Below are 26,315 nucleotides of genomic sequence, written 5' to 3'. Positions count from 1 at the left end.
GTATATCTTTTAAACCGTCTCTTCAGAGATGAATTTAGCCGTAGCGAAATCGCGGTTCATACGGGCAATGTTTTCAAGTGAAATGCCTTTCGGACATTCTGCTTCACAAGCACCTGTATTTGTACAGTTACCAAATCCTTCAGCATCCATTTGTGCAACCATACTCTGCACACGGCGGTAACGCTCTGGCTGGCCCTGAGGTAATAATGCCAGCTGGGAAATTTTTGCAGATACAAATAACATTGCCGAGGCATTTTTACAGGTAGCCACACAAGCACCACAACCAATACACGCGGCAGCTTCAAAAGCAGCATCAGCCTGCATTTTAGGGATGGGCAGGTTATTCGCGTCCTGGGCATTACCAGTGTTTACCGAAATAAAACCACCGGCAGAAATTACCCTATCGAAAGCAGACCGGTCTACGGTTAAATCTTTAACTACCGGAAATGCAGCTGCTCTCCATGGTTCAACAACGATGGTATCACCATCTTTGAAAGAACGCATGTGTAACTGGCAGGTAGTAACCAGATCTTTAGGCCCATGCGGACGGCCGTTGATGAACATTGAGCACATCCCACAGATTCCCTCACGGCAATCGTGATCAAATACTACTGGTTCTTCGCCTGTATTGATTAATTGTTCGTTTAACACATCGAACATTTCCAAGAAAGACATATCAGGTGAAATACCAGATAATTTATAATCAACCAAAGCACCTTTGGTATTGTTATTTTTTTGACGCCATACTTTCAGCGTTAAGTTCATATTTCCTGTACTCATGATATTGAGATTTAAGTATCAAGTATTCAGTATCAGGTGTCAAGTTTGGATTTAGACCTTGATACCTGATCCTGTTAACTTGCTACTATTTATAACTTCTTTGTGCTACTTTAATATTTTCAAACTTCAACTCTTCTTTATGAAGATCGAAGTTTACCCCTTCCTTGAATTCCCATGCTGCAACGTATGCATAGTTCTCGTCATCACGTAATGCCTCACCCTCCTCGGTCTGGTATTCTTCACGGAAGTGTCCGCCACAACTTTCATTGCGGTTCAATGCATCAATACACATCAACTCGCCCAGCTCAATAAAGTCGGCCACGCGGCCTGCTTTTTCAAGCTCTGTATTCAATTCATTTGCTACTCCCGGAACACGAACGTTACTCCAGAATTCAGCACGTAGCGCCCTGATTTCTTCGATTGCTTCTTTTAAGCCTTGTTCATTACGAGCCATACCGCATTTCTCCCACATGATGTGACCTAAACGCTTATGGAAATGATCTACAGACTTCGTTCCTTTTATATTGATCAAAGTATTTAAAATGCCTACAGCTCTTTCTTCAGCTTCAACGAATGCAGGGTGATCTGTTGAAATTGCCTTTACAGAAATTTCTTTCGATAAATATGATCCGATAGTATAAGGCAATACGAAATAACCATCAGCCAGGCCTTGCATTAAAGCAGATGCACCTAAACGGTTAGCACCATGATCAGAGAAGTTAGCCTCACCTGTGCAGTATAAACCAGGTACCGAAGTCATTAAGTTATAGTCTACCCAAAGCCCACCCATCGTATAGTGCACCGCAGGATAAATACGCATTGGCGTTTCATAAGGGTTTTCACCTGTAATCTGCGCATACATATCAAATAGGTTACCATATTTTTCCTTGATAACAGCAGTACCTAAACGCATGCAGGTTTCTTTATCAGGATTGTGGTTACCCGCTTTTGATGCTTCTATACGGCCATAACGTTCTGTATTGGCTTTAAAATCAAGGTAAACAGCAAGCTTTGAAGTACCTACACCATAACCTGCATCACAACGTTCTTTAGCAGCACGCGAAGCAACATCACGGGGAACAAGGTTACCAAAAGCAGGGTAACGGCGTTCCAGATAGTAATCTCTTTCATCCTCAGGTATCTCTGAAGCCTTACGGTTATCATCTTTTTTCTTCGGAACCCAGATCCGCCCGTCGTTACGTAACGATTCAGACATCAGGGTTAATTTCGACTGGTGATCGCCGGATACCGGAATACAAGTCGGGTGAATCTGTGTGTAACAAGGGTTGGCAAAATAAGCACCTTGTTTATGTGCCTTCCATGCTGCTGTAACGTTACTGCCCATTGCATTGGTAGAAAGATAGAATACGTTTCCATAACCACCTGTTCCTAAAACTACAGCATGACCGAAATGGCGCTCAATTTCGCCGGTAATTAAGTTACGGGCAATGATACCACGCGCTTTGCCATCGATTTTAACAACTTCAAGCATTTCGTGACGGGTATACATTTCAACTTTACCCATACCAATCTGGCGCTCTAATGCAGAATATGCACCTAATAATAACTGCTGACCGGTTTGGCCCGCAGCATAAAACGTACGTTGAACCTGAGTACCCCCGAAAGAACGGTTATCTAATAAACCACCATATTCGCGTGCCAGAGGAACACCCTGTGCCACACATTGATCAATAATGTTAGCACTTACTTCTGCCAAACGGTGTACATTGGCTTCACGGGCGCGGTAATCGCCCCCTTTTATCGTATCGTAGAAAAGACGGTAAACACTATCACCATCATTCTGATAATTTTTTGCTGCATTGATACCACCCTGAGCGGCAATCGAGTGCGCACGTCGGGGAGAATCCTGAAAACAAAAACATTTTACTTTGTAACCCATTTCGGCCAAAGTAGCAGCTGCTGAAGCCCCTGCTAAACCTGAACCTACAATAATAACCTCAATAGTTCTTTTGTTCGATGGATTAACCAAAGGCACAGAAGACTTATATTTAGTCCATTTGCTTGTTAACTCGCCTTCTGGAATATTTGAATTAATATCTGACATATCTCTTTTGTGCTAAAACTTAATCAATTAAATGGGTATAAACTGCAATTGGCATTAAAGCGAAAACGATTGATATAATGATCGCATACCAAACACCAACACTCTTGATAATCCCATTGTATTTTGAGTGATTCCATCCCATGGTCTGAAATGCAGATGCAAAACCATGTAGTAAATGGTAACACAATGAAATCATTAACAATACGTAAGCAGCAACCCTAACAGGGTCCTGAAATTTCTCTCTCATTACTGCATAAAGGTCTTCATGACCGTTAGCGTCAACCGTTGGGATGCCTGTAAAACGGGATACTACCCAGAAATCTTTCAAGTGAATAACCAGGAAGATCAACAATAATGTGCCTAGCAAGCCCATTGAGCGGCTATACCATTTGCTGTTGGCATTTCCATCGTTCACAGCATATCTTTCTGGTCTGGCTTTTCTGTTTTGAATAGTTAACCTCAACGCCTGAAAGATGTGTACCAACAATCCAACAAACAAAATATACTCACCAGCCCTGATGATCCAGTTGGTCGCCATAAAGTGAGCGCCAATGTTGAACTTAAGACCATTATCGTCAAGAAATATTAACGAATTGATACCAGCGTGTACAACTAAAAAAAGTATCAGGAACAAACCTGTAATACCCATAATGAATTTCTTTCCTATTGATGAAGAAAGTGCATTTCCGAAACCACTCATTTGATTAGGATTTATATCTAAATTTCTTGCAAAAGTATCTAATTATGCAATGAATTTATAAACGATTATGACAAAACAACGATAAAACATTTATTTAGAAACATTCTAAAGCTTAAGTGAAAGAATTTGAAAGATTTCGACAGAATGTTAGCGCTTTAGCGCTTACAGGCGGTGATTGTTGAAGGAGGCGATCACACAGCAGCCGGGATCCGAAAACATAAAAAGTCCGTAAAACAAGAAAGTCCCGATTTGCATCGGGACTCTTTACGATTTATGTGACTGAGTTTTCTTAAGCTACTTTTACATTTACCGCGTTTAGGCCTTTTCTACCTTCTTCTACTTCGTAGTTTACGGTATCATTCTCACGAATGTTATCGATTAGACCTGAAACATGAACAAAAATTTCGGCATCGCCATTTGATGGTACGATAAATCCAAAACCTTTAGTTTCATTAAAAAATTTTACTGTTCCTTGTTGCATTATATTGTATTTTAATTTGTACCAAAGGTATGGTTAAATAGTTATAATCAATTTTTTATTTTCACAATTCATAAAAAAGCATATAATATGCCTTTAAGCTTATTTGGCAGCCCTATTTAATCCATCTGTGCTCGAAGAATCGCCAGGTTTGATGAGCAAAGCACGTTCAAAACAGCCCTTTGCCTCCGCTTTTCTTCCTGAAAACAAGAGTGCCCAGCCTAACATATGGTTTCCATCATAGTCAAAAGGATAAGCCCCAACAACCTTTGCAAAATATTTTGCTGCTGAAGCATATTGCTTTCGGTTATAAATAATTACACCCAGCCAATAATTTGCCTGAGTATTCTGCGGGTCTGTTTTAAGAATGTTATTGTATTGCTCTACAACTTTATCCCAACTGCTTAACAAAGAAAGCGGTTTAATCAAACCAAACCTGGCCTCAATAGAATTGGGCCTGATATTAACCGCACGGGTATAATAGTTTTGAGAAGCACTATAGTTTTTGGCCAGATAATACAACCAGCCTATCCTTAAATTCGTTTCATAATTTCCTTCCGAATAGAACGGCATCACATCACTTATGGCTTCTGCATAGTTCTTCTTGCTCTCCTCATTGTAGCTACTCTGGAAAGCCCTTTGCATATTCGCGTTGCCCTGGGCATGTATCTTAAAAACAGAGAGGCCAAGAACAGCAAATAATGTAAATCGTGTCAAAAATTCCATGTAATGCCTGCGTTTATTGAGTGTTGTAAATAACCAAATCTAAAAATATTATCTGATTTACGTTCAAATGTATAATTCATACCCAATAGAACGTGTTGTTTTAACATAAAATAACAATTTCCCCCTGCCTTGAATTTAGTTTTATCAAACCCATTGTAAATATAAAGTGCGTCGGCCTCAGCATAATTGTATTGATTGCCAAAAGTCACCATGGCCTCAAACCATAAGTTCCTCACGGGCTTAATTCCAAAAGTCTGTTGAAAAACCGGGTTGATGTTATTCAAAACATCTACTATTGAAATTCTGCTGATGTTATAAAAATTTAAATTTCCGGTAATATATCTGGTAAATTTTAAATCATATTGCCTGGTATTCTCATCTCCTATCTGAGACAATATAAAATTTGCCTGTAAATCATTTCCACTGTCAGAATAACGGATGCCAATTAAACCAGCATGATTTTGATAAACCAGCTGCCTTAAATTCGAGCGCATGTAATGATAGGCCCCAATGAAATTAATTTTTCTGAAGGGTGTATAGGTTAGCTTAGTATAATATCCAGGTTGCTCAATGTTATCATTAAATACCGGCTGATTAAAATAAGTGAAAGAAGTGGAGAGATCCAACTTGTACCCTAGCCTCATATCAAAAAAAGTTCTGGAGAAAAATGAATTTCCCCGTTCATAGATATTGGTAAACTTTATTCCACCTTCTGTACCTGCCAGTAATACTTTAAATGGCTTTACAGCAACCCCTTCAATAACATTTGTATCCAGAAGAGATACCAGGTATGCAGCATCAGTTCGCCTGTTTAGATAAACATGGCTTAAATATGAATAGTATAACGCAGTCTGGTTTGTTTTATCATCAAGCAAAACCTTATCATAATGCTTTAGGGCATCACTGTAATTTTGCCTCACAAATGATGCATAGCCCAATCTCAAACGCAATAGAGGAAAGTCTTCACCGTTGTTTAAAGCCTCGGCTCCAAATGCGATAAGCCTCTGCCACTCCCCTCCATTAAACAGGCTAAAGGAAATACTATCTACGCTTTGATAGCGGGTTTGCGCCTTAATTGTTGTTACAGTCAACAACAATAGCAACATCAATAGCCTTAATCTCTGTGCCATGTTATTTTCAACAGTTTGTTTTTTCGCTGTACATCGAGTTGCGTTATTCCTTCATATGCTATTGTGAAATTCGCGTGCATTAAGTTTTGGCGTTTATTAAAAACCCGTGTGAATGCTTCTGCATAGATATCAATTCCGTCTGCCCTGTATGTTATAGAATTTCTGTAGGTATTTTTAGTAAAAATATAGAATGGTGCAAGTAAATCCTGTAGCCACAATGCAGGCTTGAACTGGCCGGTATCCATTGCATATGAATCCTCTAAAGGATGTGCCGAGTAACTTACCCTATATGCAGCTTGGTAGAAACTGTATAAAGCCGAGTTTTTTGATCCATAAAACCTGGTGAAATAAAATAAATATTGGTTGCTTACAAAGTAAGCTATCGATCCGGTTTCGTGACAGAAAAGATAGGTATAGCTGTAATCATCAGAAAATACTTCCCAGGTTTCCTTGTGCCCCAGGTTGGTTGAGATATTTACGACATAACCGGGCTGAAAGTTAAAAACGTTTTTAAGATAGGGGTTGATTTCAGGCGACTTAATCACATCATTTTCTGAAGGAATTTCAAAAGATGCTAAAGCATCACTTTTTTCATCTACATAACACACAAAAGGATAGGCAATGGTTTTCGAACCAATGAATGGTGTAGCCTGAACCTGAAAATGCAGATGAGGCTCCGGTGATCTTCCTGAATTTCCGCATAGCGCGATAATCTCCCCATGCTTTACATAATCCCCTGCTTTAACCTTTACCGAATTCTTCTTCAAATGTGAAACTTTGGTATATAAATTATCGTTGTGCTTAATTACGACGGTATTACCCCAATTCTGAGTAAGGTTGGCATGCCCGATAGCATTATCCTCAATGTGATTAACTACTTCCTGCACAATACCATCAGCAGAAGCTAAAACAGGCTTATTGTAACAGTAATAATCCTCGGGCTTTGTTCCCGGAAGTGAATAGGTTTTCTGGTCGGTATCGGTCAATACAAAATCCAAAGCTTCGCTCCATTCTCCTTTGTGGGTAATAGCTCCGTTATAAGCTTGCGAGATTGTCCATGAGCCCATAAACGGAAGATTCAAAGGCAGATACTTCAGGTCTTTCAGCCGCTCTTCAGCATTTAAAAACTGGTATAAATTTGTTTCCGGAGAATAGTTCTGGAGTGCAGTAAGCTTTAATTTACCCGGTTGTTTTCGCAACAGGAAAAAGTGAAGCAAACCCAATGTAACTAAACAGAATGGCATTGAAAATACAGGAAGATCGTAAAACCCGAGAATTCTGGAAATTCCGTTCAACATTAAAAATATAAAAGGAATGCTTACTACGGCCCATAAATAAGATCGCCAGGAGGGGATAAGAAAAAATCCTCCTATGGCACAACTCACCATCATAAAATTAGCGCCAAGATGATAGTTGCTGATTCCATCAGGATAAGTGCCGGTAAAATGATTGATTAAACAAGCGATAACAAAGCCAATAACCAGCAAACTAAACCCGATACGTGAATGAATAAAAAAACCAATGCTGATCAATATTCCGGCAAGAATGCTGTTCTGAAATAAGAGCGCACTTACAGACCGGAAAAACAGATCCATATAAGCCGGCATGTGCAGGCGATCAAAGAAATTACAAATTCTGGTAAAATGCGAAGGCACTACGGTAGTCAGCTCGAAAACCAGCGAGCTGCTTTTTTGGATCAAACCCATGCCTGTGTATCCGTTAGCAGCAATCAATACGAGCCAGAAACTGATAACAAAAGGAATGGATAGTGTTGGCAAAGCATATTTGCCCAATAAAGCCGTGAGATTAACACTTAACACCACGCATAACAAACATGCAGCAGATAACCAAAGCCAGAAGGTATAATTGAAATTATAGAAAGTGCCGAATCCAATTCCTAATAGAAGCGAGTTGAAGCTATACAACCCTGACTTAATATCCTCTTTATTAAAACCCAGACTACTCACCAGAGCCAGCGAAACAATTAAAGCAATCAGACCAGAAATACCCGCATTCGGGTTAAACATCGAAACTAAAAACAATAAAGCTCCAAGGATTTTGTTTTGTGAGAAAAACAAAATCGCATAGCTGTTTAAAGCCGCTTGAAGATAATATTGCACTTTTCTTTTCAATCCTATTTTAAATAATCAGGTAATTGTTCCATCATTTCGAGATATTCAAGCGTTTCCTGCTTTCTGATCAAATGGCTTTTCCCATGCTGATCAATTAAAACTACCGCAGGCCGCATATTGATAAACTGCATCCATTGAGTCATATTATAAGCACCCACTTTATGTACAATTACATGATCGCCTGTTTCTAAAAGGGGAAGGTTTATACTCTCACGAATCACATCGATGTTCATACACAAGGGCCCAAACAACACCGTCTCTTCGGTATACTGACCCGCATCCTGCGCAACAGTAACTTTATGATTGTACCAGTTTGATGTAAATAGTACATTCATTCCAAAATCCATGATGGTAGCCCTGCGACCGTCGCTCAGGCGTTTATTCGCAATCACGCTACCAATTAAATAGCCGGCATCATCAATCAGCACACGGCCACTTTCTAAAATGAGCAAAGGAAGCTCATCAGATGAGAAACCGGATTCCAGAATAGTAGTGGTAATGGCCTCGGCAAACTCTTCAATACCGGGAACTGTATCTACACCTGGTAAGTAAGCCCCCTTTAATGTATTGGTTGACGGAAAGCCGCCTCCCAGATCTAAATACTGAATGGAGTTCTGATGTTCATTTTTACAGCGCAATGCTAAATCGCAAAGTTTTTTTGCCGCAACCGCGTAGGCCGAAGTCGACAACATAAATGTTCCGATATGACAATGTAAACCAACTAAATCTATTTTTTCTGCAGCTATAATTTTGGATATAGCCGTCCAGGCCTGGCCATTTTCATAGTTAAATCCAAACCTATCCCAGGCAGGATAAACCCCCGTATCGAAATTTACACGAATGGCAACTTTTGCTTTCTTGTTGATTCGTTCACTGATGCGAATAAGCTGATACAGTTCATCGAAATGATCGATATGAATCAGGGAATGTTTCTCAATCGCTAAAATTAAATCAGCTTCCTTTTTATCAGGCCCGTTAAAAATGATCTGATTTCCCAAAACCCCGTTGTTCAGCGCCTTATGGTATTCAAAACCTGAAACTACTTCAGCCCAACTCCCTTCCTGATGAAAAATTTTACATACCGCATTCAGATAGTTGGTTTTATAACTCCATGCAAATTGTACCTTTGGATAGCGGGTTTTAAATGAACGTACCGCCGACTGGTAGTTTCTTCTGATCTGCTTTTCAGACAATACAAACACAGGGGAACCATAATCTGAAACCAGGTTTTTGACAGAAATGCCATCAATCTCCTTAACAGGATCAAGATCAGTTCTGCTCCCAAACTTGTTCATCAGGCCGGAGTTCATTTTTCTGATGGTTGGTCGTTCGTATTTTTGCTTCATTTATTTTACAAATATCATTGTGTATCACGATTGAAATGCCTTTATAGCTCTCCGAACGCTGATAGTTTTTGAAAATCTCCTACATCGACAATGTTATCCATAGCGTAGCGGACAAACATCTTACCCGTTTGATAGCTTTTGAACTCTTCAACAGTATTTCCGAGGGCAAGATCAACCAAAGCCTTCGGTTGATTCTGACCTGCAGCGGCAGTTAGATAAACCCATGCCGGAAAACGCGGGTTAACCTCTATGATAAAAAATTTGCCGCCATCCATAATCACCTCGAGCTCAAAACCTCCCTTCCAATGGGTAGCCTTCGCAAAACTTCGGGCTAAATCTATTAGCTTATCGTTTTCAATGGTTATCCCTGCCCAGGCTTTTCCCTTGTCTGTAATGTACAATTTACGCATCGGAATGACACTCAGGGTATTTCCTTTTCCATCGCCCAATGCCGCTATATTTATTTCCGTACCTTTTATAAATTTTTGCACAATCACTGGTAAGCCCCATTTAGCATGTAACTTATGGAAAGCTTTATGTGCATCCGATAGATTCTGAACAGTATAAGCTTCATAAAACTTACCTTTAATCATAAGCGGATATCCAAAACGATCTCCGAGATCATGAATATCAGTTTCACTAAAAATCGCTTCATCTTCAGGAACATCAAAGTTAAAGGCATCGCAAAATGCTTTTAAGCTCACCTTGTCTCGTTGAGCCAACTGTTTGTGGGAGGGCAAAAAGGTATGAATGCCCTGCTTAAGCAAATCCTGCTCCAGCTTAATGAAATTATATAGTTCCGCATCGAAGTTCGGTATTAAAACATCAATATGTTCTTCTACCTGTATCTGCCTTATACGCTCACTCAACGCTTCAATTCCTGCAGTGGGATAGGGAATCCGATACGTCTTGTTCACCATGTCTTTTAGATAAATCGCAGGTTCCAGGGTTTCGTAAGCCAGGCCGATTATCCGTAAATTCTCCCCAAAACCTTCTCTTAGCGCCCTGATTACCGCCAAACCCGGGCCCGGATTATCATTGGCATTTAAACCGGTAACTGCTACCGTTAAGGTTTTGGCTTGAGGGTGATGAAGAGAAACGTTCATGATTAGCGGAATTGACAATTTGCTACAAATCTAACAAATTCGCCTCTTTCAGCTGAAACATATAATCATCCCAGTCCCGATCCAGCTGGTGGCCTTCCACCTCATACTGATCTAAAATTTTGCGTTTAATACCCTGCTCATCTTCTCCCGTTTTCATCAACGCCAAAATCTCGGCGGCGATAGGATTACTGATAAACGAATCGCCTGTTGCCGGATTAAATATAAATCCGTTTTCACTGGTCGCAATGTTTGCCTTTAACTTCATATCCCTTTCTGCTGATTAATGAAACCACTGTACGCATCGCCAATTGGCAACTCGGCACTGCTTAGGTTTACCTTTCTGTTGTGAATAGACTTAATTTTAGCCAGGGCGACAATAAAACTCCGGTGAACACGCGCAAAACTATCTTCTGGCAATTTTTCCAGAATCTTCTTCATCGTCATCAGCGTTAAAATGGGCTTTTCGTTACCGCTAAGATATATTTTCAGATAATCACCCATACTTTCAATGTATTCGATATCACGCAACAAAATCTTAATCATCTTATACTCTGAGTAAACATAAATGCTTTCATCACTTATGCTTTCCTGAGTGGCACTTTTGTATTTATAGAAATCAATTGCTTTCTCTACCGCAGCGGTAAATCTCGAGAAGTCAATTGGCTTTAAAAGATAGTCTATAGCCTGCAATTCATAGCTTTCGAAAGCATAGTTGCGATATGCTGTGGTGAAAATAATCATCGGACTGGCAACCAGGCTGCGTACCAGTTCTACTCCGGTGATATCAGGCATATTCACATCAACAAAAAGCAAATCTACAGGGTTTTGTTTCAGGTATTCTGCGCCTGATAAAGCATCTTCAAAAACCTGTATCAACTGCAATCCCGGAAACCTCGCAACGTAGGTTTTTATTAACTCCAGCGCTAATGGTTCGTCATCAATAGCTACACATCTTAAAGCCATAAATTATTCTTTGATTAGCAATTTACACAAAGGTTAACTGAAAACATTTCATTACCATTATTAATATTCAATTTAAAACGCTCCGGATACAAATGCTCCAACCTTTTGCGGGTATTTGCAATTCCGATTCCGGTACGCTCCAGATTAAATTTATGGTTGTATATTTTATTTTCGCAGGTAAAATCTATTTTATTCGCCTCAATACTTAAGTTGATATTGATTACCGTTCTCTCCTTTTTAGTAACCCCATATTTGAATGCATTTTCAATAAAAGTCATGAAGATGAGTGGTGCAATCCTTTTGCCTTCGGGATTCCCCTGAACATTAAAGTTGATCTGGGCATCAGCCCCCAGTCGTAGCTGCTGTAATTCGATATAATCCCGTACGCAATCAATTTCATCCTTCATATTCACAAAGTCCTGTGTTACATCGTCAGTAACATAGCGCATAATATTAGAAAGCTTCATGATACTTTCAGAAGTATGCTGACTGTTGATGACCGATTGTGTATAGATATTGTTCAGGGTGTTAAATAAAAAATGGGGGTTAATCTGCGCTTTTAAAAAAGAAAGCTCGGCAGTGGCTTTTTCAGCTTCAGCCTTCACCACCTTCGATTCGGCATTTTGCCAGCGCTGGACGGTGCTCGTGGCAATACTCAGCCCCATAATCATCATAAAAATAAACAGACTGATCACATCAATATTTTCTGATTGATGAAGATCCAGAATACCGCCCGGCCTTTTAAGGTTAGGGTCCTGCATCCGTAAATCCTCATTCGGAAGCGGCCCGAATGGCATACCAACATCAGGGCCAACATCAGGGGTTTTATCTGGCTGTAATGACTGATTAAGGCCTTTGGGCTGAGCGTCCTGAAATGCGCCCAAAGCTGTCATAACGCTTTTGTTATGTCCCAGCAGATTATCGTACGGCTGTGAATAATAAACAAAACTAAATAATCCCAATACTACCGCACTATAAAATACATATCGCTTTTTAAACATTAAACGCGGTACCAAAAGCAAAGCGTTAACATAAAACATCGATATGTAGGTTAAGCAAAACAACCAGTAATAGGGTGATGCCAACAGCAACAGGCTGCTTTGCCCGGATTGCTCATTATTAATAAACAGGAGCGGAAAAGTTAAGAACAAAAGCCAACCTGCCACATGAATGATAAAAGTTGGTGTTTTAAAGCGCTGCATGTTTGCAAATTAATAATAAATACTTCGTATAGGGAGAAGAAAATCTGTTTTAACTATACACCAGTTCCTGATTTTTCTCGTAATTAATAACAATATCATCGGTCATCTTCACCATAAATGTTTTGTTAAACTTACCTTTCTCATCATAGCTTAAGATCAGTAGATCACCTACGATCTCATGCAAAACAAGTTTCGGACTAGTATAAGTAATGGATACAACATGTGCCGCCTTGTTCAATAAATCAGACGAACAGATCCTAAGGTTGGCCAGATCAAATAGAATGCAATTTCCATCCACATCACTCAAAACCGGAATTTTGTTCTCTAAGGATACAATAGTATTCATTACGGCATAATGTAATTTCTGATGCAAGGTATTTGCTTTCCCGTTTGCTTCGCACATTTGGCCAAACGTATGGAAAGTTTGATTCAGGCTGTAAGGTTTGGATTTTTTCTGAAATTCCTTGTAGGTATCGTGAAAAACCCTGCGCTCGTATTCAGTTCTGCACATGAAATTAAAATACTGTTTCGCACTAAGGTTGATGTAAGCTAAAGCCATAATATTCGGTTTTAATTGCTGGTTCAAATATGATGTATTAATAATTTTAATTTAATGATGTGTCGGTAAACACTGATTTTCAATCGGTAAATGCAAACCTAAAACCCAATTATGAAAAACGAATGAATATTGGTTTGAGTACATTAAATGATCAGGCACTACATAATATTAAATGTCCTTTTACCATATACGGTAGAAACAGTGAGAATGTTACAGGAAGAGTATTTAATACATTCTTTGAAGTGTATTAACATGCAAACAATTCAATACTAATGCAAAAAGGCGCTCAATGCTAAATTGAACGCCTTCTTTCTATCCTTTAATACCTACTACCAATAAACACTATACAATGCAACAAGTAATCCCACAATAATCAAGGTACCTATCGCAAAACCGGTTGTGGTTTTAAACATCTTCGCATCAATCTCAAGTCCTTTTGGATTATCTCCTTTTCTGTTTTCAAGGAAGCTGATCACTACCATCCCTAGTATACAGAATACAAACACAATGCCCATCCGGTCGAGGAAAGGAATCTCATATAAACCTGATGCGGCCTTTACAGAGAAACCAACTCCGGAAAGGAAAGATAAGTCTGTATAACCTGGTAATACCTTTAGTAAAATAGACATCAGGAAACCACCGATGGTAGCAAACAGTGCTGCATTCGAAGTGGTCCTTTTCCAGAAAAAACCTAAAATAAACATGGCAAAAATACCCGGAGATACAAAACCGGTATATTCCTGAATGTACTGGAAACCACCTTTTTTGTCGATTCCCAAATGCGGGGCAATAATTACCCCTAATATCATCGCCACAACAATAGCAATCTTTCCGGTAGCAACCAGGTTCTTTTCTGATGCATCTGGTTTCAATACTTTTTTATAGATATCCAGAGTAAAGATAGTCGCAATACTATTGGCTTTTCCAGCTAATGAGGCTACCACTGCAGCAGTCAGGGCTGCGAATGACAAGCCTTTTAAGCCGGCAGGCAATAGGTTCAGCAATACCGGGTAAGCACGATCCGGATTTACCGAACCATCCTGAAGCATTTCAGCCTGAAAAGCACCATCTTTATACAACACATAAGCCGCAATACCTGGTAATACCACAATAATCGGCATTAATAACTTTAAGAAGGCTGCAAATAAAAGACCACCACGAGCGGTTTTTAAATCCGCACCCAATGCCCTTTGAGTGATGTATTGGTTACAACCCCAGTAATTTAAATTCACTATCCACATACCACCAATCAGTACACTTAAACCAGGTAAGTCGATATAATTCTCATTATCCGGCTTAAAAATCATATGGAAATGCTCTGAAGCTTTGCTGGTCATTAAACTATAACCTTCAAATATACCTGTGGTGCCGTAATGTGTAGAAACGAGGTTCAGGGCCAGATAAGTTGTTGCCAAACCCCCTAAAATTAAAAAGAAAACCTGAATAACATCGGTATAACCAATTACCTTCATTCCACCCAGGGTGATGATGATGGCAAAGGCAGCAATAGCATACATACACAAGTCAAGGCTGAAACCAGAAATACTGCTTACTGCCAAAGCCCCTAGATACAGGATTGAAGTTAAGTTTACCACAACATATAATAACAACCAGAAAACAGCCATAATCATGGCTACGGTACCATTATACCGCTGATGTAAAAACTGCGGCATGGTTGCGATCTTATTCTTCAGGTAAACCGGTATAAAGAAAATGGCAACGATAACCAGTGTTAAGCCACCCATCCATTCGTATGTTGCAATGGCCAGGCCCATTTTAAAACCAGATCCGCTCATCCCGATGAATTGCTCTGCTGAAATATTAGAGGCGATTAACGATGCGCCGATTGCCCACCAGGTGAGTGAACCTTCAGCCAGAAAGTAGTCTTTTGAACCTGTTGAAGTGGATTTTTTCTTGTTGTAGATGTACAAGCCGTAAGCAGCTACAATAACGAAGTATACTGCGAATACAATGTAATCCTTCGTGTCCAGTAAATTTTGTTTCATTAAAATTTTGTGTTATTTGGTTTAGAAACCTAAATGTAGTAAAATCATAAAAGATTCTTCACATTTTTTTGAATTAAAAAGTGTTAAATCGACGTTTATTATTTTTCACACACTAATTAACTGAAAACTAAAACATTCAAACCAATAAGAAGAATTTAAAAAATAAACCCCGGACATAAAAAAACCTGATGCGATGTGCACCAGGTCCTTTCTGTAAAATATGTGTTTTATTTATTTTGCGATTGTAAACGGGATATACAAACCGAAGGTGATATTTCTACCCGTATTGTATACACCCAGGTTTGGGTCTTCAGAGCTGAAACGACCCGGTTTATAACGGCTCAATGCATCATAATATTTCTGATCTAACAGATTATTAGCCGCTACAGAAAGTTTTATTGGCTGCTTCCCTAAATTAAATGTAGCGCCGATACCTGCATTCAACAGCGTATAGCCACTGGTTGGCGTTTCGAAAACTTCGTCAACCCGGGTCTGTTTGAATGCCGAATTGATTCCCACAAAAACATAGGTATCATTTGTTCCTTTTAACTTTGGTTCAAAACGTAGTTCATTTCGCATTGTACCGGCAGGAATAAAAGCTAAAGGCTTGTTTAGACTCGTATTTTCTGCATGCACGTAGCCAAATGTATTTTCAAAATGGATAAACGGAACCGGATGTATGGTCAAAGTTGCTTCTGCACCATACAGGTTTGCATTCACCTGTCCGTAGCGGTAAACCGGATATTCATCACCTTCTGCCATGATGGTTTCACCATTGTTTGAAGCATAAATAAAGTTGTGAACATAATTATTGTAAATACTGGCACTCGCACTCACAATTTTACCTTCATATTCCAACGCTGCATCTACCTGGTAACTGCGCTCTGGATTTAAGCTGGAATTTCCGATTTCATAGCGGTAAGTACCTTCATGAACACCATTCGATGCCAACTCTGCAGGATTTGGTGCACGGAACGCTGAACCGGCATTGGCTTTGAAATTCCATTCCTCATTAAACTGATGTGTAAATCCGAGGGCACCGCTTACATTCGAGAACTTATTCTGAAATGCTGCAAATTGCTGCTCCCCATCTACAAAAAGTTCTTTGCCATTGTTTTTTCGGTAGTCGTAGCGGGCACCGATACTAAACGTATTATTTTCCCAGTTCTTCTTTGCAAAAGCAAAAACACCTATACCATAAGTGGTATAATCCGGAATCAAAAATTCATCGTCCGCTTTGTTCTCACTGCGGCCGGCATCGGCACTTAACCCAAAAACAGGCTGCCATCCGTCGGTTTCGTGGATATAATATTTCAAATCACCGGTATAGGTTTTAAGATCGAAAAATAATGCCGGACTAGGACCATCCTCAAGCTCGCGGCGCTGGTTCTGCTGGTATCCAAAGTCTGCTTTTAAATTACCATTACCTAAAATAAAATTGTTGTTTAACGCAATTTTAAAATGTCGGATATCCTGACGAGGGTAATCAAGGTCACGGTTTTTGTAATCAGATGTCATAAAAGCTTCGCCGTCTTCTTTAACGAAATTGCCATTGGCATCTAACGATGGATCGTAAAAGCCAATGTTATTTCGGAAACTAGAGACATTTAAATGGGTATATCCCCAGCTTTTATTTAATCCTACCATACCACTTAAGTCGGTTTCATTAAAACCTGAATTTGGAAAGTATCCGGTAGGGGTTTTAAAAGAATAAGCATTTTTATACGTTCCACGTGCCCTCCACACAAAACCATTCTGATTACCAGTTAGCATAAGTGAATTGGCTGTAAGGCCGTTATTGGTCGAATAATTAGAAATGAACTCGCCCTTTACCTGCCCTTCGGGTGCTGCACTTGGCTCTAAAATATTAATTACGCCACCAAGCGCATCCGAACCATACATTAATGAAGCGGCCCCACGTAAAACTTCAATGCGGTCTGACTTAAACTGGTCAATTTCAATACCGTGCTCATCACCCCATTGTTGTCCCTGCTGTTTAATTCCATCATCCAAAGTGACAATGCGGTTGTAACCTAAACCCCTGATTACGGGCTTAGAAATTGAAGGTCCCGTTGTAATCTGGGAAACGCCGGGAATCTTCGTCAGGGCATCTATTAAATTGGTAGATGGAGCCAACAAGGCATCTTTACCCAAAACTGCCGAAGAGGCACTGTTTCGTTTACTGGTACTGCTAATCAAACTACCGGTAATGACGATTTCTTTAGTCTCAATAGCTGTGGGCTGAAGCGAAAATTCCAATCCGGCTGCATTGGCAAAATTTACAATTTGTGTTGCCGTTTTATAGCCAACGTAATGTACTTCCACTAAATAACTTCCCTTTGATGGAAGGTTATTCAATGTAAATTCTCCCCCGTTATTGGTAACAGCCGTAACTTTTAAATCAGGAATAAAAATAGTTGCGCCAGGTAGCGTTTGCTTACTGCTGCCATCAATAACTTTTCCTTTAATGTCTTTCAGAACAGATGCAAAGGCCGTGCAACTCAATAGTGTATATATAATTACAAAGCCAATAAGCTGTAATTTTTTCATAATGTGTGATCAATTAAAATTCGAGAAAAAACGGAAACAAACATCTTTATTCTGTCCATCGATTCTCATGAAATGAATATTTGGATAATGAGGTTAAAACAGAATCGATAACCTTAAAAAACGAAGCTTAATATCAATCAACACAGGATTGAAAGGACTTCATGAATTCTGAAACTGTATAACCTTAGAAATTGCTTAAGAAATTAAGCTATTTGGGGGACCGCGCAAACTGGTTCGTAAAAGCTCGGTATAGTTGCTTTTAAGTACAATTTCTTTTTTGCTCAAAATTTTTGCTGAAAGAAATACACGATAAATGTGATGTGTTTGAATATAGTTTTTTTCAAAACTGGCACTACAAACTAAACAGGTATCGCCGTGCGCCTGAACATGGCTAACATGCTTACAGTTTTTTTCTATTGAAACAACAGGAACATTATCGTGATGATGCAAAACGCTCCAGGGCGTTAATGCAATAGCAAAAACAACCAGCATAAATGCTGAGAGATATTTACCAATGTTTTGCCTGTGCTGTTTCAAGACACCAAAAGTAATTATTCCTAACCAATAATACACTGTTGAAAAGTAACATTGCTTTTATAGTGTAATACAGCTGATTAAATCATGGTTTAAAATCACAAATTAATTTGCCATGAGATTCTTATTAAACTCAACGATCAGCTTGAAAAGATCGTTGTATTCAGTTAATGGCAAGCCATCTGCTGTATCGAACACATCATGATAGGCTGGCGGTCCGCCTTGTGTGTAAATAAAAAATGCCGGAACCCCTTTTTCTGTAAAAAAATAGTGATCGCTGTTTGCAGCCTTTCCGCGCTTAGTGATTTTTGAAATGAGTTGTTGCTGATCATTCAGGGCATTTAATATGGAAAAGGCTTTAGGGTAAACGGTAGCATTAACCACGGCCATACCTGCATCTCCTGTACCCACCAAATCCAGATTCAGTAAAAATTTTATACTTGCTAATGGAAAAAGGGGATTCTCAACATAATACCTCGACCCCAGTAAGCCAGCTTCTTCGGCGGCAAAACATATAAAAGCGATGGAATAGGCTTGCGGGTGACTGGCATAGTACTTGGCCAGGCTTAATAAAGTTGCCACGCCCGCAGCATTGTCGTTCGCTCCGGGGAAATAAGTGTCGCTACCCATCCCACCCAAGTGGTCATAATGAGCGGTTATCACCATAACGGAGTCCGGAAATTCTGTACCCTTTACCAAACCACAAACATTCGACGCCTTAAAATTATCTATAAGGTGGTTTTCGATATCGACGTTAATCTGCTTTGGAATATCATTAAATTTATTCCTGTCTATTTGAATCTCCGTAAAACCGGCAACCTCACTGGCGACCGACCAGGTTAATTTGTTTTTCAATATTACCCTGATGTTTGGTTGACCAGCAAACCTGGCGCTATCCAGCTGATCAAGATTGGCTTTAGCGCGAATGCCCTGGCTCTCATTGCTCACGATAAAGTCCTTGCCTGGTTCAAGCTTTTTTCCATTTACCGATACCTGCATTTTTCCAGGAAATGTATTCACTGCAAAAGCAAAGTCCTGCTGGTAATCTGGTGAAAGCGGAAGCAGGCCTATGGATTTATATTCACCCGATATAAAATCGGCTGCCTTTTTCATTCCATCTTTGGTATAGCCCCGGCCCCAGAAACGGGGAGAAGTTAAATGATTTATCGTTTTGCGTACATAAGCCGAGTCCTGAGCTGAGCAAATGTTAACAGCCAGGCACAATAAATATAAAATACTTCTTCTCATTCCAGACGCAATAAATTTAAAGATATGATTTATCCGCTAATGAACCATTATCCAGTCGAAAACTATTACACCATGAAGCTTTCAGCTAATCGGTTTAATAGATAGGTAAAAAAAATGGTCGGCTCAAGTAGCCGACCATCTTCATCAATATTAAGATTTTATTTCACCAGATAAGGCAGTAAAGCCGCTTTGATTTTTTCCTTGTTCTGAGTGGCAGACCAATGTTCTTTAATCGATTCATCACCCAGTGTAAATAAGGTTTCATAAAGCAATTTGCCGTTGGCCTTAGTCTGCACCTTGAAATCGCTGCGGGTAGTTTGGGCTAAGTCAGCCCAAACTTCGCGAACATCAGCCCAATAAGTTTTCTGGCTATCCCACCATTTCCGGGCATAGTCAAATTTCTTAGGGTCGACCTTGGTAAACTCTTCATATCCTTTTTCAACAGCCAGTACCTTATCGCCTTTCGCCGTACGCAAAACTTTTTTATTGTCCTGTTCAAACATCCAACCCTCTTTAGTGATGGTGATTCTAGTGCCACGGTTCAATACGTTGTAATCGTTACGGGTAGTCGATTCCCTTCTTGGTAGGGGAGAATCTGTTTCACTCTGCCACGCGTCGTGACCACCAACATGGCTCCATGTGCCATATCCCTGATAACGCGGACTGTCATCTACCTGATATACCTTCTGTGTCCATTTCCCTTTAACATCTGCAGGGGTCAGTGTAATTTTCTTCCAGGCATTATCCTGCGTGTAAAGCATAATCTCCGGATCTTCATAAGTCCAGTCCTGGCGCCAGTGTTTAATCACCGTCGAATCATTTATAGCCAGCATGTGCTGAATAACTATTCTTTTCGGCTCGTCGACAATAATTTCTGCCCATTCATTACCATGGCTCTTGTATGGCTTACTGAACTGATAGTCTGGATTTGGTGAAGTAACTTCTGCATAGTTGAAATTTACTTTATAAAATCCGGCAAGCGACTTGATGGCTTGTCTGTCTTGCTCCAGCTTGTCTTGTGCCTGTGCACCCGCCACAACGGAAATAGCAAGTACCAATACTAATTTTAAAACTCTCATTTTATAGTTTAGTTATTTTTAAACAGTATGCATTTTAATTAACCTGCGTGGTGTAAGTCACTAAATGCCAAACTTTTTCATAGTCTTTACCATTTAATTTGCCGGGAGTTTTATCCTCTGCAAAAACTTCAAAAAAGTAGTTTCCTTTTGTCTCTGGTTTAAAAACAAATTTACCATCCGCATCAGTTTCTGCAGGCTGTGCCTTTTTCAGGGCATCAACAATGGTTAATTTCTGTTTAGCTAATGGTGCTTTGTTATACACTACCTGACTTACAACTGCTTCCCCTGCTTTAGCGAACGGCTTTTCAGGTCTTATCGTTAAAGCGGCATCAGCAGGGAAGGTGGTATTTACTTTTCCACCGCCTACTGCAACATCAGCAAAAGCATAATATTCAATTTTTGCTTTCTCAAAAACGGAAGCTACCTCGTGTACAATTGATAATTTATAAGTCCCATTTTGATCAGGAGTAAAACTTGCTTTAAAAAACAATACGTCAGGAGCAGCAGTTAAAACTTTTGTTGATCCGTTTGGTGCTGTTAAAATCAGTTTAAATTCCTTTAAATTGCTGAACCATTTCTTTGCTGAATCGGGTTCGTTCTGCTCATATTCTCCAAAGAAAATTTTAACTTCCTGTGCCTGCCCTTCTTTTCCTGTAGCAGAAGTTTCAATCCACAAAGCGTGAGAGAAAACATTTGAAATGCCAAAGGCGACGAATAATAGAATTAATGCGATTTTTGTTTTCATAATTTTTCGGGTTAAGTGTAAAAGCCTGCACCGTCTGATCTGACACAGCCGGTACAGGTATGTTGTTTTTTAGAATTTGTAAGCAATGCTCACGCGGTAATTGCGTGGTGCTTCTGCCTGCCATGAATACACTCCAAGATCGTAGGTTGGCGCATTAAAATAACCGGTGTAATAGGCTCCGCTATACAGGTATTTATCCAGCACGTTGAATACGTTCGCAGTGATTTTTATTTTTTTGGTGCCCCAGAATACACCACCATCTAATTTGAAATAATTTGGAAGGTTTTCATTTGTATTTGTTCCGCTAAAAGTTTGTGTAGCGCGTCCGGCGAGGTAAGTAAAGCCTCCTGAAATTCCGGCTCCTTTAAGCGCACCATTCTGAATAGCATAAGTAAGCCACGCATTACTGGTATGTTTTGCAAATCCAGGCACTACCTGTCCAACGAAAATTGAAGTTACACCCTGAGCCACCGCTGTTACTTTACCATCTGTGTAGGCATAGTTCGCAATTAGGTTCAAACCTTTGGCCAGTTCTCCTCTTAAATCAAACTCAACACCTTGTGCTCTTTTCTCACCTATAACAATGCTATACGTTTCTCCCGCCTTATTAGATGGATCTGAGGTCAGTTCGTTTTGTTTCATTATTCTGTAAACAGATAAGGTAGTATTCCAACGCCCATCGAACCAGTCTTTTTTAATACCAATTTCTTTGTTATTTCCGGTAATTGGCTTTGGATTACTACCATCACGCATTAAACCAGACTGTGGTGTAAAGGCCTCATCGTAAACGGCATAAATGGATGTACTTCTATCAACGGATACGCTTAAGCCAACGCGAGGTGTAAAGTGTTTGGCTTTATCCGGAGCATTTCCCCAGGCCGACTGACTCACATACGTATAACGTCCTGCTAATGTTAAACGCACCACGTTGTTGAAAAAGCCCAGTTCATCCTGCGCATAGGCACTTAGGTATTTCTGATCCATCAAACCTCCCGCAGTAGCAGCCCTTTGCTCCAAAGAAGTGGTGCGATCAAATTGAGGATAGCCATTTGAAGGAAAACCGTAGTTTGGATTATTCACATTAAACGGTGAAGAGGCCAGATCCAGGTCGTGCGATTGTCCCCAATCTGCAAAATAATTTTTCTTTCCTCCGTCAAATCCGGCCAGAATCCTGTGAACAATACCACCTGTTTTTGCTGTACCGTTAACAAATAACTGAGCCAGTTTCATGGCACTTTTTGCGTCCCAAATGGCAATATTGCGGATAATGGTTCCGTCTGTATTTACCGCTGATGGCCACGAGCTTGATCCAACCTGCATATATTTATAATATGCAGCCTGAGCGGTTAATTTCCAGTCCTGCCCAAGTTGTTGTGTTAAGTTTAAAGTTAAACTGTTATCATTGATCCTGGTTGGGGCAGCACCAGGCTGCGTCAGGGTGAACTCCTGTGGCTTAGTCGCATAGCCATCTGTACTGAAAATATAATAAGAGCCCACTTCAGTCATTTTCGCATTCTGCAAAACATACTCAGCTGTTAATTTAGTACCTGGCGTGATCTGATAGCTTAATACCGGAGCAAAGCTATAACGGTCATTTTGTTCGAACTGTCTGAATGAGCCTTTGTTCTGCGCCGCTGCATTTAAACGGAACAGAAACTTTCCATCAGCAGTAAGCTTATGGTCGAAATCAATAGCGGTACGGAACAGGTCGTAACTACCTGCCGTAAACGAAACCTCACCCTGGTTCAGGCCGGTAGGCTTCTTTGTAACCACATTGTACATACCGCTCGGATCACCGTTACCCAACATGAAACCGGCAGGTCCTTTCACAAACTCAACATGGTCAACAAAACTCATATCTTCTGTTAACGGCCCCCAGTATGATGAAACCACATTAAAGCCATTACGCATAGCCTGAATCTGGGATCCCCTCATCTGGATGTTTGTATACAAATCACCCCAGTGTTCTAAACGTACAGCACCACTCACATTTCTAATCAACCCATCGCTCATGCTGATGATCTGCTGATCCTTTAAAATCTGATTACTTACGATCTGAATATTCTGTGGTGCTTCTAACAAAGGTTCATTTAAGCGTAGTGTTGCCGAAGGTAAACTCACCTTATATTTTTCATTTATTCCTGCTACGGTAACTTCTTCTAAAGCCTGGTCCGTTTCCGATAAAGTAAAGTTGACAACTTTAGTCTCACCCGCTGTAACTGTTACTAACTGCGATGATGGCTTGATGCCTACCGCTGAAGCAACAATGGTATATTCTCCAGGTTTAACCCGGTGAATGGTATAATTACCAGACTCATCTGAAGTGGTTCCCTGACCCTTACCCTTTAAGCCAATAGTGATAAATGATGCGGGATTTCCATTTGCAGTAGTTACTTTTCCTTTGATAGTTGCATTCTGTGCAAATGCAATCAGGTTGATCAGCAGCATCGCTGCTGTTAGTGTAAATAGTTTTAATTTGCTCATTTTATATTGATTCGAAAAAGGGGGTATCAACCCCCTTAATAATTAAAATTTATAACTGATATTTGCAACAAGATTTCTTGGCATTTGTGCCTCAACTGTTGTCCAGCCTTTATAGTAAAGTTTATCAGTAATGTTGTCTATTTTCACACCAATTCTATATCTGTTTTTATTATAGAATGCAGTTGCGTTGAGTACCGTGAAAGCCGGCAAAGTAAATTCCCCTGTAGCCAAACTATTGGTAATGCGGTTTTCACTGTTATAGTTTCCTCCAAACCCGAGTCCTAAACCATTTAAATTGCCTTTTGAAATGGTATAGCTGATCCATCCGTTTATTGTTGTTTCCGGACCTGCATCTACCGGTCTTCTTCCTTCAACACTTGCCGTTGCCTTAATCATCCTGCTATCTACATAGCTATATCCAGCAACAAGATTTAAGCCTTCTATCGGATTTGCATTCAAACTGAAATCTACTCCTTTATTTCTTTGAGTACCATCCTGAACGGTGATATTATAAGCGATGCCATTTCTGGTAATTGATTCGGGACGTGTAACGTTATCAACCTTGATATCATAATAGCTGGCGGTTAAATTCACCTTATTATTGAAAACATCCAGTTTTACACCACCCTCAATCTGATTTGCCTGTTTCGGTTTGAAAACGCCATTAATATCAGCCAACGGCTGGATAACAGGTGAAATATTCTGAAATCCGTTTTGGTAGTTGGCAAATAATGCCACCTGATCTTTTATGATATTATAAGTTAAGCCGAATTTAGGAGAAACTGCAGTTTGCAAAAACTTACCGGTTGTTAATCCAGTGGCAATATTGTAAGATCCTTTATTGTCGAAGCGATCAACTCTTAAAGCGAGAACAGCAGCCAAAGCTTCTGTAATGTTGACTACATCTGAAGCGTAAGCACTATATATTTTAGTTTGAGTGTACGTTTTCGCCGGACCCGCTGTAGCACCAATTCTTGCATCTACTGCGCTACGGGTGATGCTTGCATAATTTGAGGGCGTTCCAATAGTACTTACCTGGTCGAACAAGATGTATGGGGAATTGCTGTTATTTGTTTCGGCATTTAAATAATCAAGGCCAATCAATACCCTGTTTCTTACACTACCTACTTTAAAGTCTCCGATAAAGTTCTGTTGAACATTTCCGGTATTGGTATCCGAATTTTGTATATTAACGTACCTGTTCAACAAATTATCTGTTGCACCAATAAACATCACATATTGATAATAACCGTCCGATTTGCGGTTACTTTGAGAAAAGTTCGTTTGCGATGTCCAGGTATCCGAAAGTTTATAAGTTGCCTGACCACGAACATTAAATGTTGGTGTCTTAATTGTCAGGTCATTACTGGTGTAGGATTTACTCCAATCCATGTTTAATTCGGCAGGAGTACGTGCAATTAATGCCCGGCTTCTGTTTAAGAAAATCATCGTAGGGTTAGTTCCCTCGTAGTTATAAATATCAGCAGATAAATTGAACGTTAAGCGGTCATTTACCCTGTATTCTAAAGTAGGTGCCAGAAAAGTCGATTTGTTAAAACCGGCATCCTGCCAGCTGTTTTGCTTGTTATATGCGGCATTAATTCTGAAAAGTAAATTTTTCTCTTTATTAATTGGCCCATTCACATCAGCCGTTAAACGGTTCAATCCAAAACTTCCGGTATAATAACTGAAGTTTCCACCCAATGTATCATAAGGCTTTTTAGTAACGATATTGATAAAACCACCAAAACTGGTTAGTGCACCACCGTACAAAGCACCGGACGGACCTTTTATTACTTCAACAGTTTCAATATTTGCAGGATCAACGTCACCATTTGTTTGTCCGCCTATACCATCAATCATGGAAACCTGAGTAGGGAAACCTCGAAGGCTATAATAAGCGGCGCCATCACCACCTCTGCCTGTAGAAGTCCAAAGCTTATCAATGCCTGGTACATTCTTTAATACAGCGTTAAAGCCTGTAGTGATTTGCTCTAACATTAATTCTTTAGATACAGTATTATATACCTGAGGATTTTCAAGATTCTTCAGTGGAATCTTCGCAACATAACTGCTTTTCTTAGTCGCAAATTTATTGCGCCTTTCGCTATTGATGTTAACCTCTTTTAACTGATCGGAATTTTCAACCAAAGAAAAATTGATAGTAAGCGTTTCTCCCGCACTAACCGTCACATTTTTTTCATCAGATTTTAAGCCTACAGCAGAAACCTTTAATATATAAGTTCCAGGCTTTACACGGGTAATAGTGAAGTTCCCGTTTTCATCTGAAGTATTACCAATGCCCTTACCTTTTAATCCTACCGATATAAAAGGAGCGGGAGCACCGTCTGATGTGGTTACTTTTCCTTTGATTGTTGCCAGTTGCTGAGCAAAGGAAGTCAAAGCGATAATTGAGAGAAAAAACGTTAAACTGAATAGTTTGGATTTAAGCATTTTAAATTTATTTGGATTTATTCTAAAC

At 39.8% G+C, this 26,315-nt stretch carries 21 protein-coding genes; 1 reads left to right on the top strand and 20 read right to left on the bottom strand.

From position 1 onward, the window contains the following. Positions 1-9: 9 nt before the first annotated feature. The 13 genes from AB669_RS14270 to AB669_RS14210 all read right to left on the bottom strand — a co-directional run bounded on the left by AB669_RS14270 (position 10) and on the right by AB669_RS14210 (position 13,187). Positions 10-780, bottom strand: coding sequence for a succinate dehydrogenase/fumarate reductase iron-sulfur subunit (locus AB669_RS14270; RefSeq protein ID WP_047799971.1), 771 nt, complete (start codon positions 778-780; stop codon positions 10-12). Positions 781-865: 85 nt separating this feature from the next. Beyond that, complete coding sequence (locus AB669_RS14265) at positions 866-2,845, bottom strand: fumarate reductase/succinate dehydrogenase flavoprotein subunit (RefSeq protein WP_047799970.1); 1,980 nt, start codon at positions 2,843-2,845, stop codon at positions 866-868. 19 nt (positions 2,846-2,864) lie between these two features. Continuing rightward, the gene (locus tag AB669_RS14260) at positions 2,865-3,545 is read right to left on the bottom strand and encodes a succinate dehydrogenase cytochrome b subunit (protein ID WP_047799969.1); all 681 of its coding nucleotides are present in this window, start codon (positions 3,543-3,545) and stop codon (positions 2,865-2,867) included. Between the two features lie 289 nt (positions 3,546-3,834). Beyond that, the gene (locus AB669_RS14255; protein ID WP_047799968.1) at positions 3,835-4,026 is read right to left on the bottom strand and encodes a cold-shock protein; all 192 of its coding nucleotides are present in this window, start codon (positions 4,024-4,026) and stop codon (positions 3,835-3,837) included. Positions 4,027-4,125: 99 nt separating this feature from the next. Continuing rightward, positions 4,126-4,749: a tetratricopeptide repeat protein gene (locus AB669_RS14250; RefSeq protein WP_053058414.1), complete on the bottom strand. Its 624-nt coding sequence runs from the start codon at positions 4,747-4,749 to the stop codon at positions 4,126-4,128. Then, positions 4,737-5,879, bottom strand: a complete 1,143-nt coding sequence (locus AB669_RS14245) for a tetratricopeptide repeat protein (RefSeq protein WP_156166751.1) — start codon at positions 5,877-5,879, stop codon at positions 4,737-4,739. Before AB669_RS14245 ends, AB669_RS14250 begins: the two co-directional genes overlap by 13 nt. Beyond that, a complete protein-coding gene (locus AB669_RS14240) occupies positions 5,864-8,011 on the bottom strand; it encodes an urea transporter (protein ID WP_047799966.1) in 2,148 nt (715 codons plus the stop codon). Before AB669_RS14240 ends, AB669_RS14245 begins: the two co-directional genes overlap by 16 nt. Before the next feature lie 2 nt (positions 8,012-8,013). Further along, positions 8,014-9,357, bottom strand: a complete 1,344-nt coding sequence (locus AB669_RS14235) for a diaminopimelate decarboxylase (RefSeq protein ID WP_047799965.1) — start codon at positions 9,355-9,357, stop codon at positions 8,014-8,016. 41 nt (positions 9,358-9,398) lie between these two features. Next, positions 9,399-10,463 carry an ATP-grasp domain-containing protein gene (locus AB669_RS14230; RefSeq protein WP_047799964.1) on the bottom strand — a complete coding sequence of 355 codons (1,065 nt, stop codon included), beginning with the start codon at positions 10,461-10,463 and terminating at the stop codon, positions 9,399-9,401. A gap of 22 nt (positions 10,464-10,485) precedes the next feature. Continuing rightward, a complete protein-coding gene (locus AB669_RS14225; protein ID WP_047799963.1) occupies positions 10,486-10,728 on the bottom strand; it encodes a PqqD family protein in 243 nt (80 codons plus the stop codon). Next, complete coding sequence (locus AB669_RS14220) at positions 10,725-11,426, bottom strand: LytTR family DNA-binding domain-containing protein (protein ID WP_047799962.1); 702 nt, start codon at positions 11,424-11,426, stop codon at positions 10,725-10,727. The genes AB669_RS14225 and AB669_RS14220 overlap by 4 nt, the downstream gene beginning before the upstream one ends. Before the next feature lie 14 nt (positions 11,427-11,440). Next, positions 11,441-12,628 (bottom strand): sensor histidine kinase, encoded by a 1,188-nt coding sequence (locus tag AB669_RS21600; protein ID WP_053058413.1) that lies wholly within the window; start codon positions 12,626-12,628, stop codon positions 11,441-11,443. 49 nt (positions 12,629-12,677) lie between these two features. Beyond that, a complete protein-coding gene (locus AB669_RS14210; protein WP_047799961.1) occupies positions 12,678-13,187 on the bottom strand; it encodes a hypothetical protein in 510 nt (169 codons plus the stop codon). A 59-nt stretch (positions 13,188-13,246) separates the two neighbouring features. Here AB669_RS14210 and AB669_RS14205 point away from each other — a divergent pair, with 59 nt between their 5' ends. After that, positions 13,247-13,438 (top strand): hypothetical protein, encoded by a 192-nt coding sequence (locus AB669_RS14205; RefSeq protein ID WP_047799960.1) that lies wholly within the window; start codon positions 13,247-13,249, stop codon positions 13,436-13,438. A 78-nt stretch (positions 13,439-13,516) separates the two neighbouring features. Here the strand turns inward: AB669_RS14205 and AB669_RS14200 are convergent, their stop codons facing one another. From AB669_RS14200 to AB669_RS14165, 7 genes are all read right to left on the bottom strand, one after another. Next, complete coding sequence (locus AB669_RS14200; RefSeq protein WP_047799959.1) at positions 13,517-15,193, bottom strand: sodium/sugar symporter; 1,677 nt, start codon at positions 15,191-15,193, stop codon at positions 13,517-13,519. A 231-nt stretch (positions 15,194-15,424) separates the two neighbouring features. After that, entirely contained in the window at positions 15,425-17,743 is a 2,319-nt protein-coding gene (locus AB669_RS14195) for a TonB-dependent receptor (protein WP_047799958.1), read from the bottom strand. Positions 17,744-18,382: 639 nt separating this feature from the next. Beyond that, positions 18,383-19,525: a M28 family metallopeptidase gene (locus AB669_RS14185; RefSeq protein ID WP_047799956.1), complete on the bottom strand. Its 1,143-nt coding sequence runs from the start codon at positions 19,523-19,525 to the stop codon at positions 18,383-18,385. 158 nt (positions 19,526-19,683) lie between these two features. Continuing rightward, on the bottom strand, positions 19,684-20,604 hold the full coding sequence (locus AB669_RS14180; RefSeq protein WP_047799955.1) for a DUF6607 family protein: 921 nt from the start codon (positions 20,602-20,604) through the stop codon (positions 19,684-19,686). Between the two features lie 34 nt (positions 20,605-20,638). Further along, positions 20,639-21,349 (bottom strand): DUF4198 domain-containing protein, encoded by a 711-nt coding sequence (locus AB669_RS14175; RefSeq protein ID WP_047799954.1) that lies wholly within the window; start codon positions 21,347-21,349, stop codon positions 20,639-20,641. Between the two features lie 69 nt (positions 21,350-21,418). Continuing rightward, entirely contained in the window at positions 21,419-23,833 is a 2,415-nt protein-coding gene (locus AB669_RS14170; RefSeq protein WP_047799953.1) for a TonB-dependent receptor, read from the bottom strand. A 42-nt stretch (positions 23,834-23,875) separates the two neighbouring features. Further along, positions 23,876-26,287 (bottom strand): TonB-dependent receptor, encoded by a 2,412-nt coding sequence (locus AB669_RS14165; protein WP_047799952.1) that lies wholly within the window; start codon positions 26,285-26,287, stop codon positions 23,876-23,878. Positions 26,288-26,315 lie beyond the last annotated feature (28 nt).

The organism is Pedobacter sp. BMA, from assembly GCF_001027745.1.
Lineage (GTDB): Bacteria > Bacteroidota > Bacteroidia > Sphingobacteriales > Sphingobacteriaceae > Pedobacter.
This window is presented reverse-complemented; position numbering and strand designations above follow the sequence as displayed.

What these genes read in the sequence shown, in the direction of transcription:
- AB669_RS14200 (WP_047799959.1), bottom strand. Translation starts at nt 15,193, where the DNA reads ATGAAACAAAATTTACTGGACACGAAGGATTACATTGTATTCGCAGTA.
- AB669_RS14255 (WP_047799968.1), bottom strand. Translation starts at nt 4,026, where the DNA reads ATGCAACAAGGAACAGTAAAATTTTTTAATGAAACTAAAGGTTTTGGA.
- AB669_RS14210 (WP_047799961.1), bottom strand. Translation starts at nt 13,187, where the DNA reads ATGGCTTTAGCTTACATCAACCTTAGTGCGAAACAGTATTTTAATTTC.
- AB669_RS14265 (WP_047799970.1), bottom strand. Translation starts at nt 2,845, where the DNA reads ATGTCAGATATTAATTCAAATATTCCAGAAGGCGAGTTAACAAGCAAA.
- AB669_RS14170 (WP_047799953.1), bottom strand. Translation starts at nt 23,833, where the DNA reads ATGAGCAAATTAAAACTATTTACACTAACAGCAGCGATGCTGCTGATC.
- AB669_RS14185 (WP_047799956.1), bottom strand. Translation starts at nt 19,525, where the DNA reads ATGAGAAGAAGTATTTTATATTTATTGTGCCTGGCTGTTAACATTTGC.
- AB669_RS14270 (WP_047799971.1), bottom strand. Translation starts at nt 780, where the DNA reads ATGAGTACAGGAAATATGAACTTAACGCTGAAAGTATGGCGTCAAAAA.
- AB669_RS14260 (WP_047799969.1), bottom strand. Translation starts at nt 3,545, where the DNA reads ATGAGTGGTTTCGGAAATGCACTTTCTTCATCAATAGGAAAGAAATTC.
- AB669_RS14220 (WP_047799962.1), bottom strand. Translation starts at nt 11,426, where the DNA reads ATGGCTTTAAGATGTGTAGCTATTGATGACGAACCATTAGCGCTGGAG.
- AB669_RS14245 (WP_156166751.1), bottom strand. Translation starts at nt 5,879, where the DNA reads ATGGCACAGAGATTAAGGCTATTGATGTTGCTATTGTTGTTGACTGTA.
- AB669_RS14175 (WP_047799954.1), bottom strand. Translation starts at nt 21,349, where the DNA reads ATGAAAACAAAAATCGCATTAATTCTATTATTCGTCGCCTTTGGCATT.
- AB669_RS14225 (WP_047799963.1), bottom strand. Translation starts at nt 10,728, where the DNA reads ATGAAGTTAAAGGCAAACATTGCGACCAGTGAAAACGGATTTATATTT.
- AB669_RS14165 (WP_047799952.1), bottom strand. Translation starts at nt 26,287, where the DNA reads ATGCTTAAATCCAAACTATTCAGTTTAACGTTTTTTCTCTCAATTATC.
- AB669_RS21600 (WP_053058413.1), bottom strand. Translation starts at nt 12,628, where the DNA reads ATGCAGCGCTTTAAAACACCAACTTTTATCATTCATGTGGCAGGTTGG.
- AB669_RS14235 (WP_047799965.1), bottom strand. Translation starts at nt 9,357, where the DNA reads ATGAAGCAAAAATACGAACGACCAACCATCAGAAAAATGAACTCCGGC.
- AB669_RS14195 (WP_047799958.1), bottom strand. Translation starts at nt 17,743, where the DNA reads ATGAAAAAATTACAGCTTATTGGCTTTGTAATTATATATACACTATTG.
- AB669_RS14180 (WP_047799955.1), bottom strand. Translation starts at nt 20,604, where the DNA reads ATGAGAGTTTTAAAATTAGTATTGGTACTTGCTATTTCCGTTGTGGCG.
- AB669_RS14250 (WP_053058414.1), bottom strand. Translation starts at nt 4,749, where the DNA reads ATGGAATTTTTGACACGATTTACATTATTTGCTGTTCTTGGCCTCTCT.
- AB669_RS14230 (WP_047799964.1), bottom strand. Translation starts at nt 10,463, where the DNA reads ATGAACGTTTCTCTTCATCACCCTCAAGCCAAAACCTTAACGGTAGCA.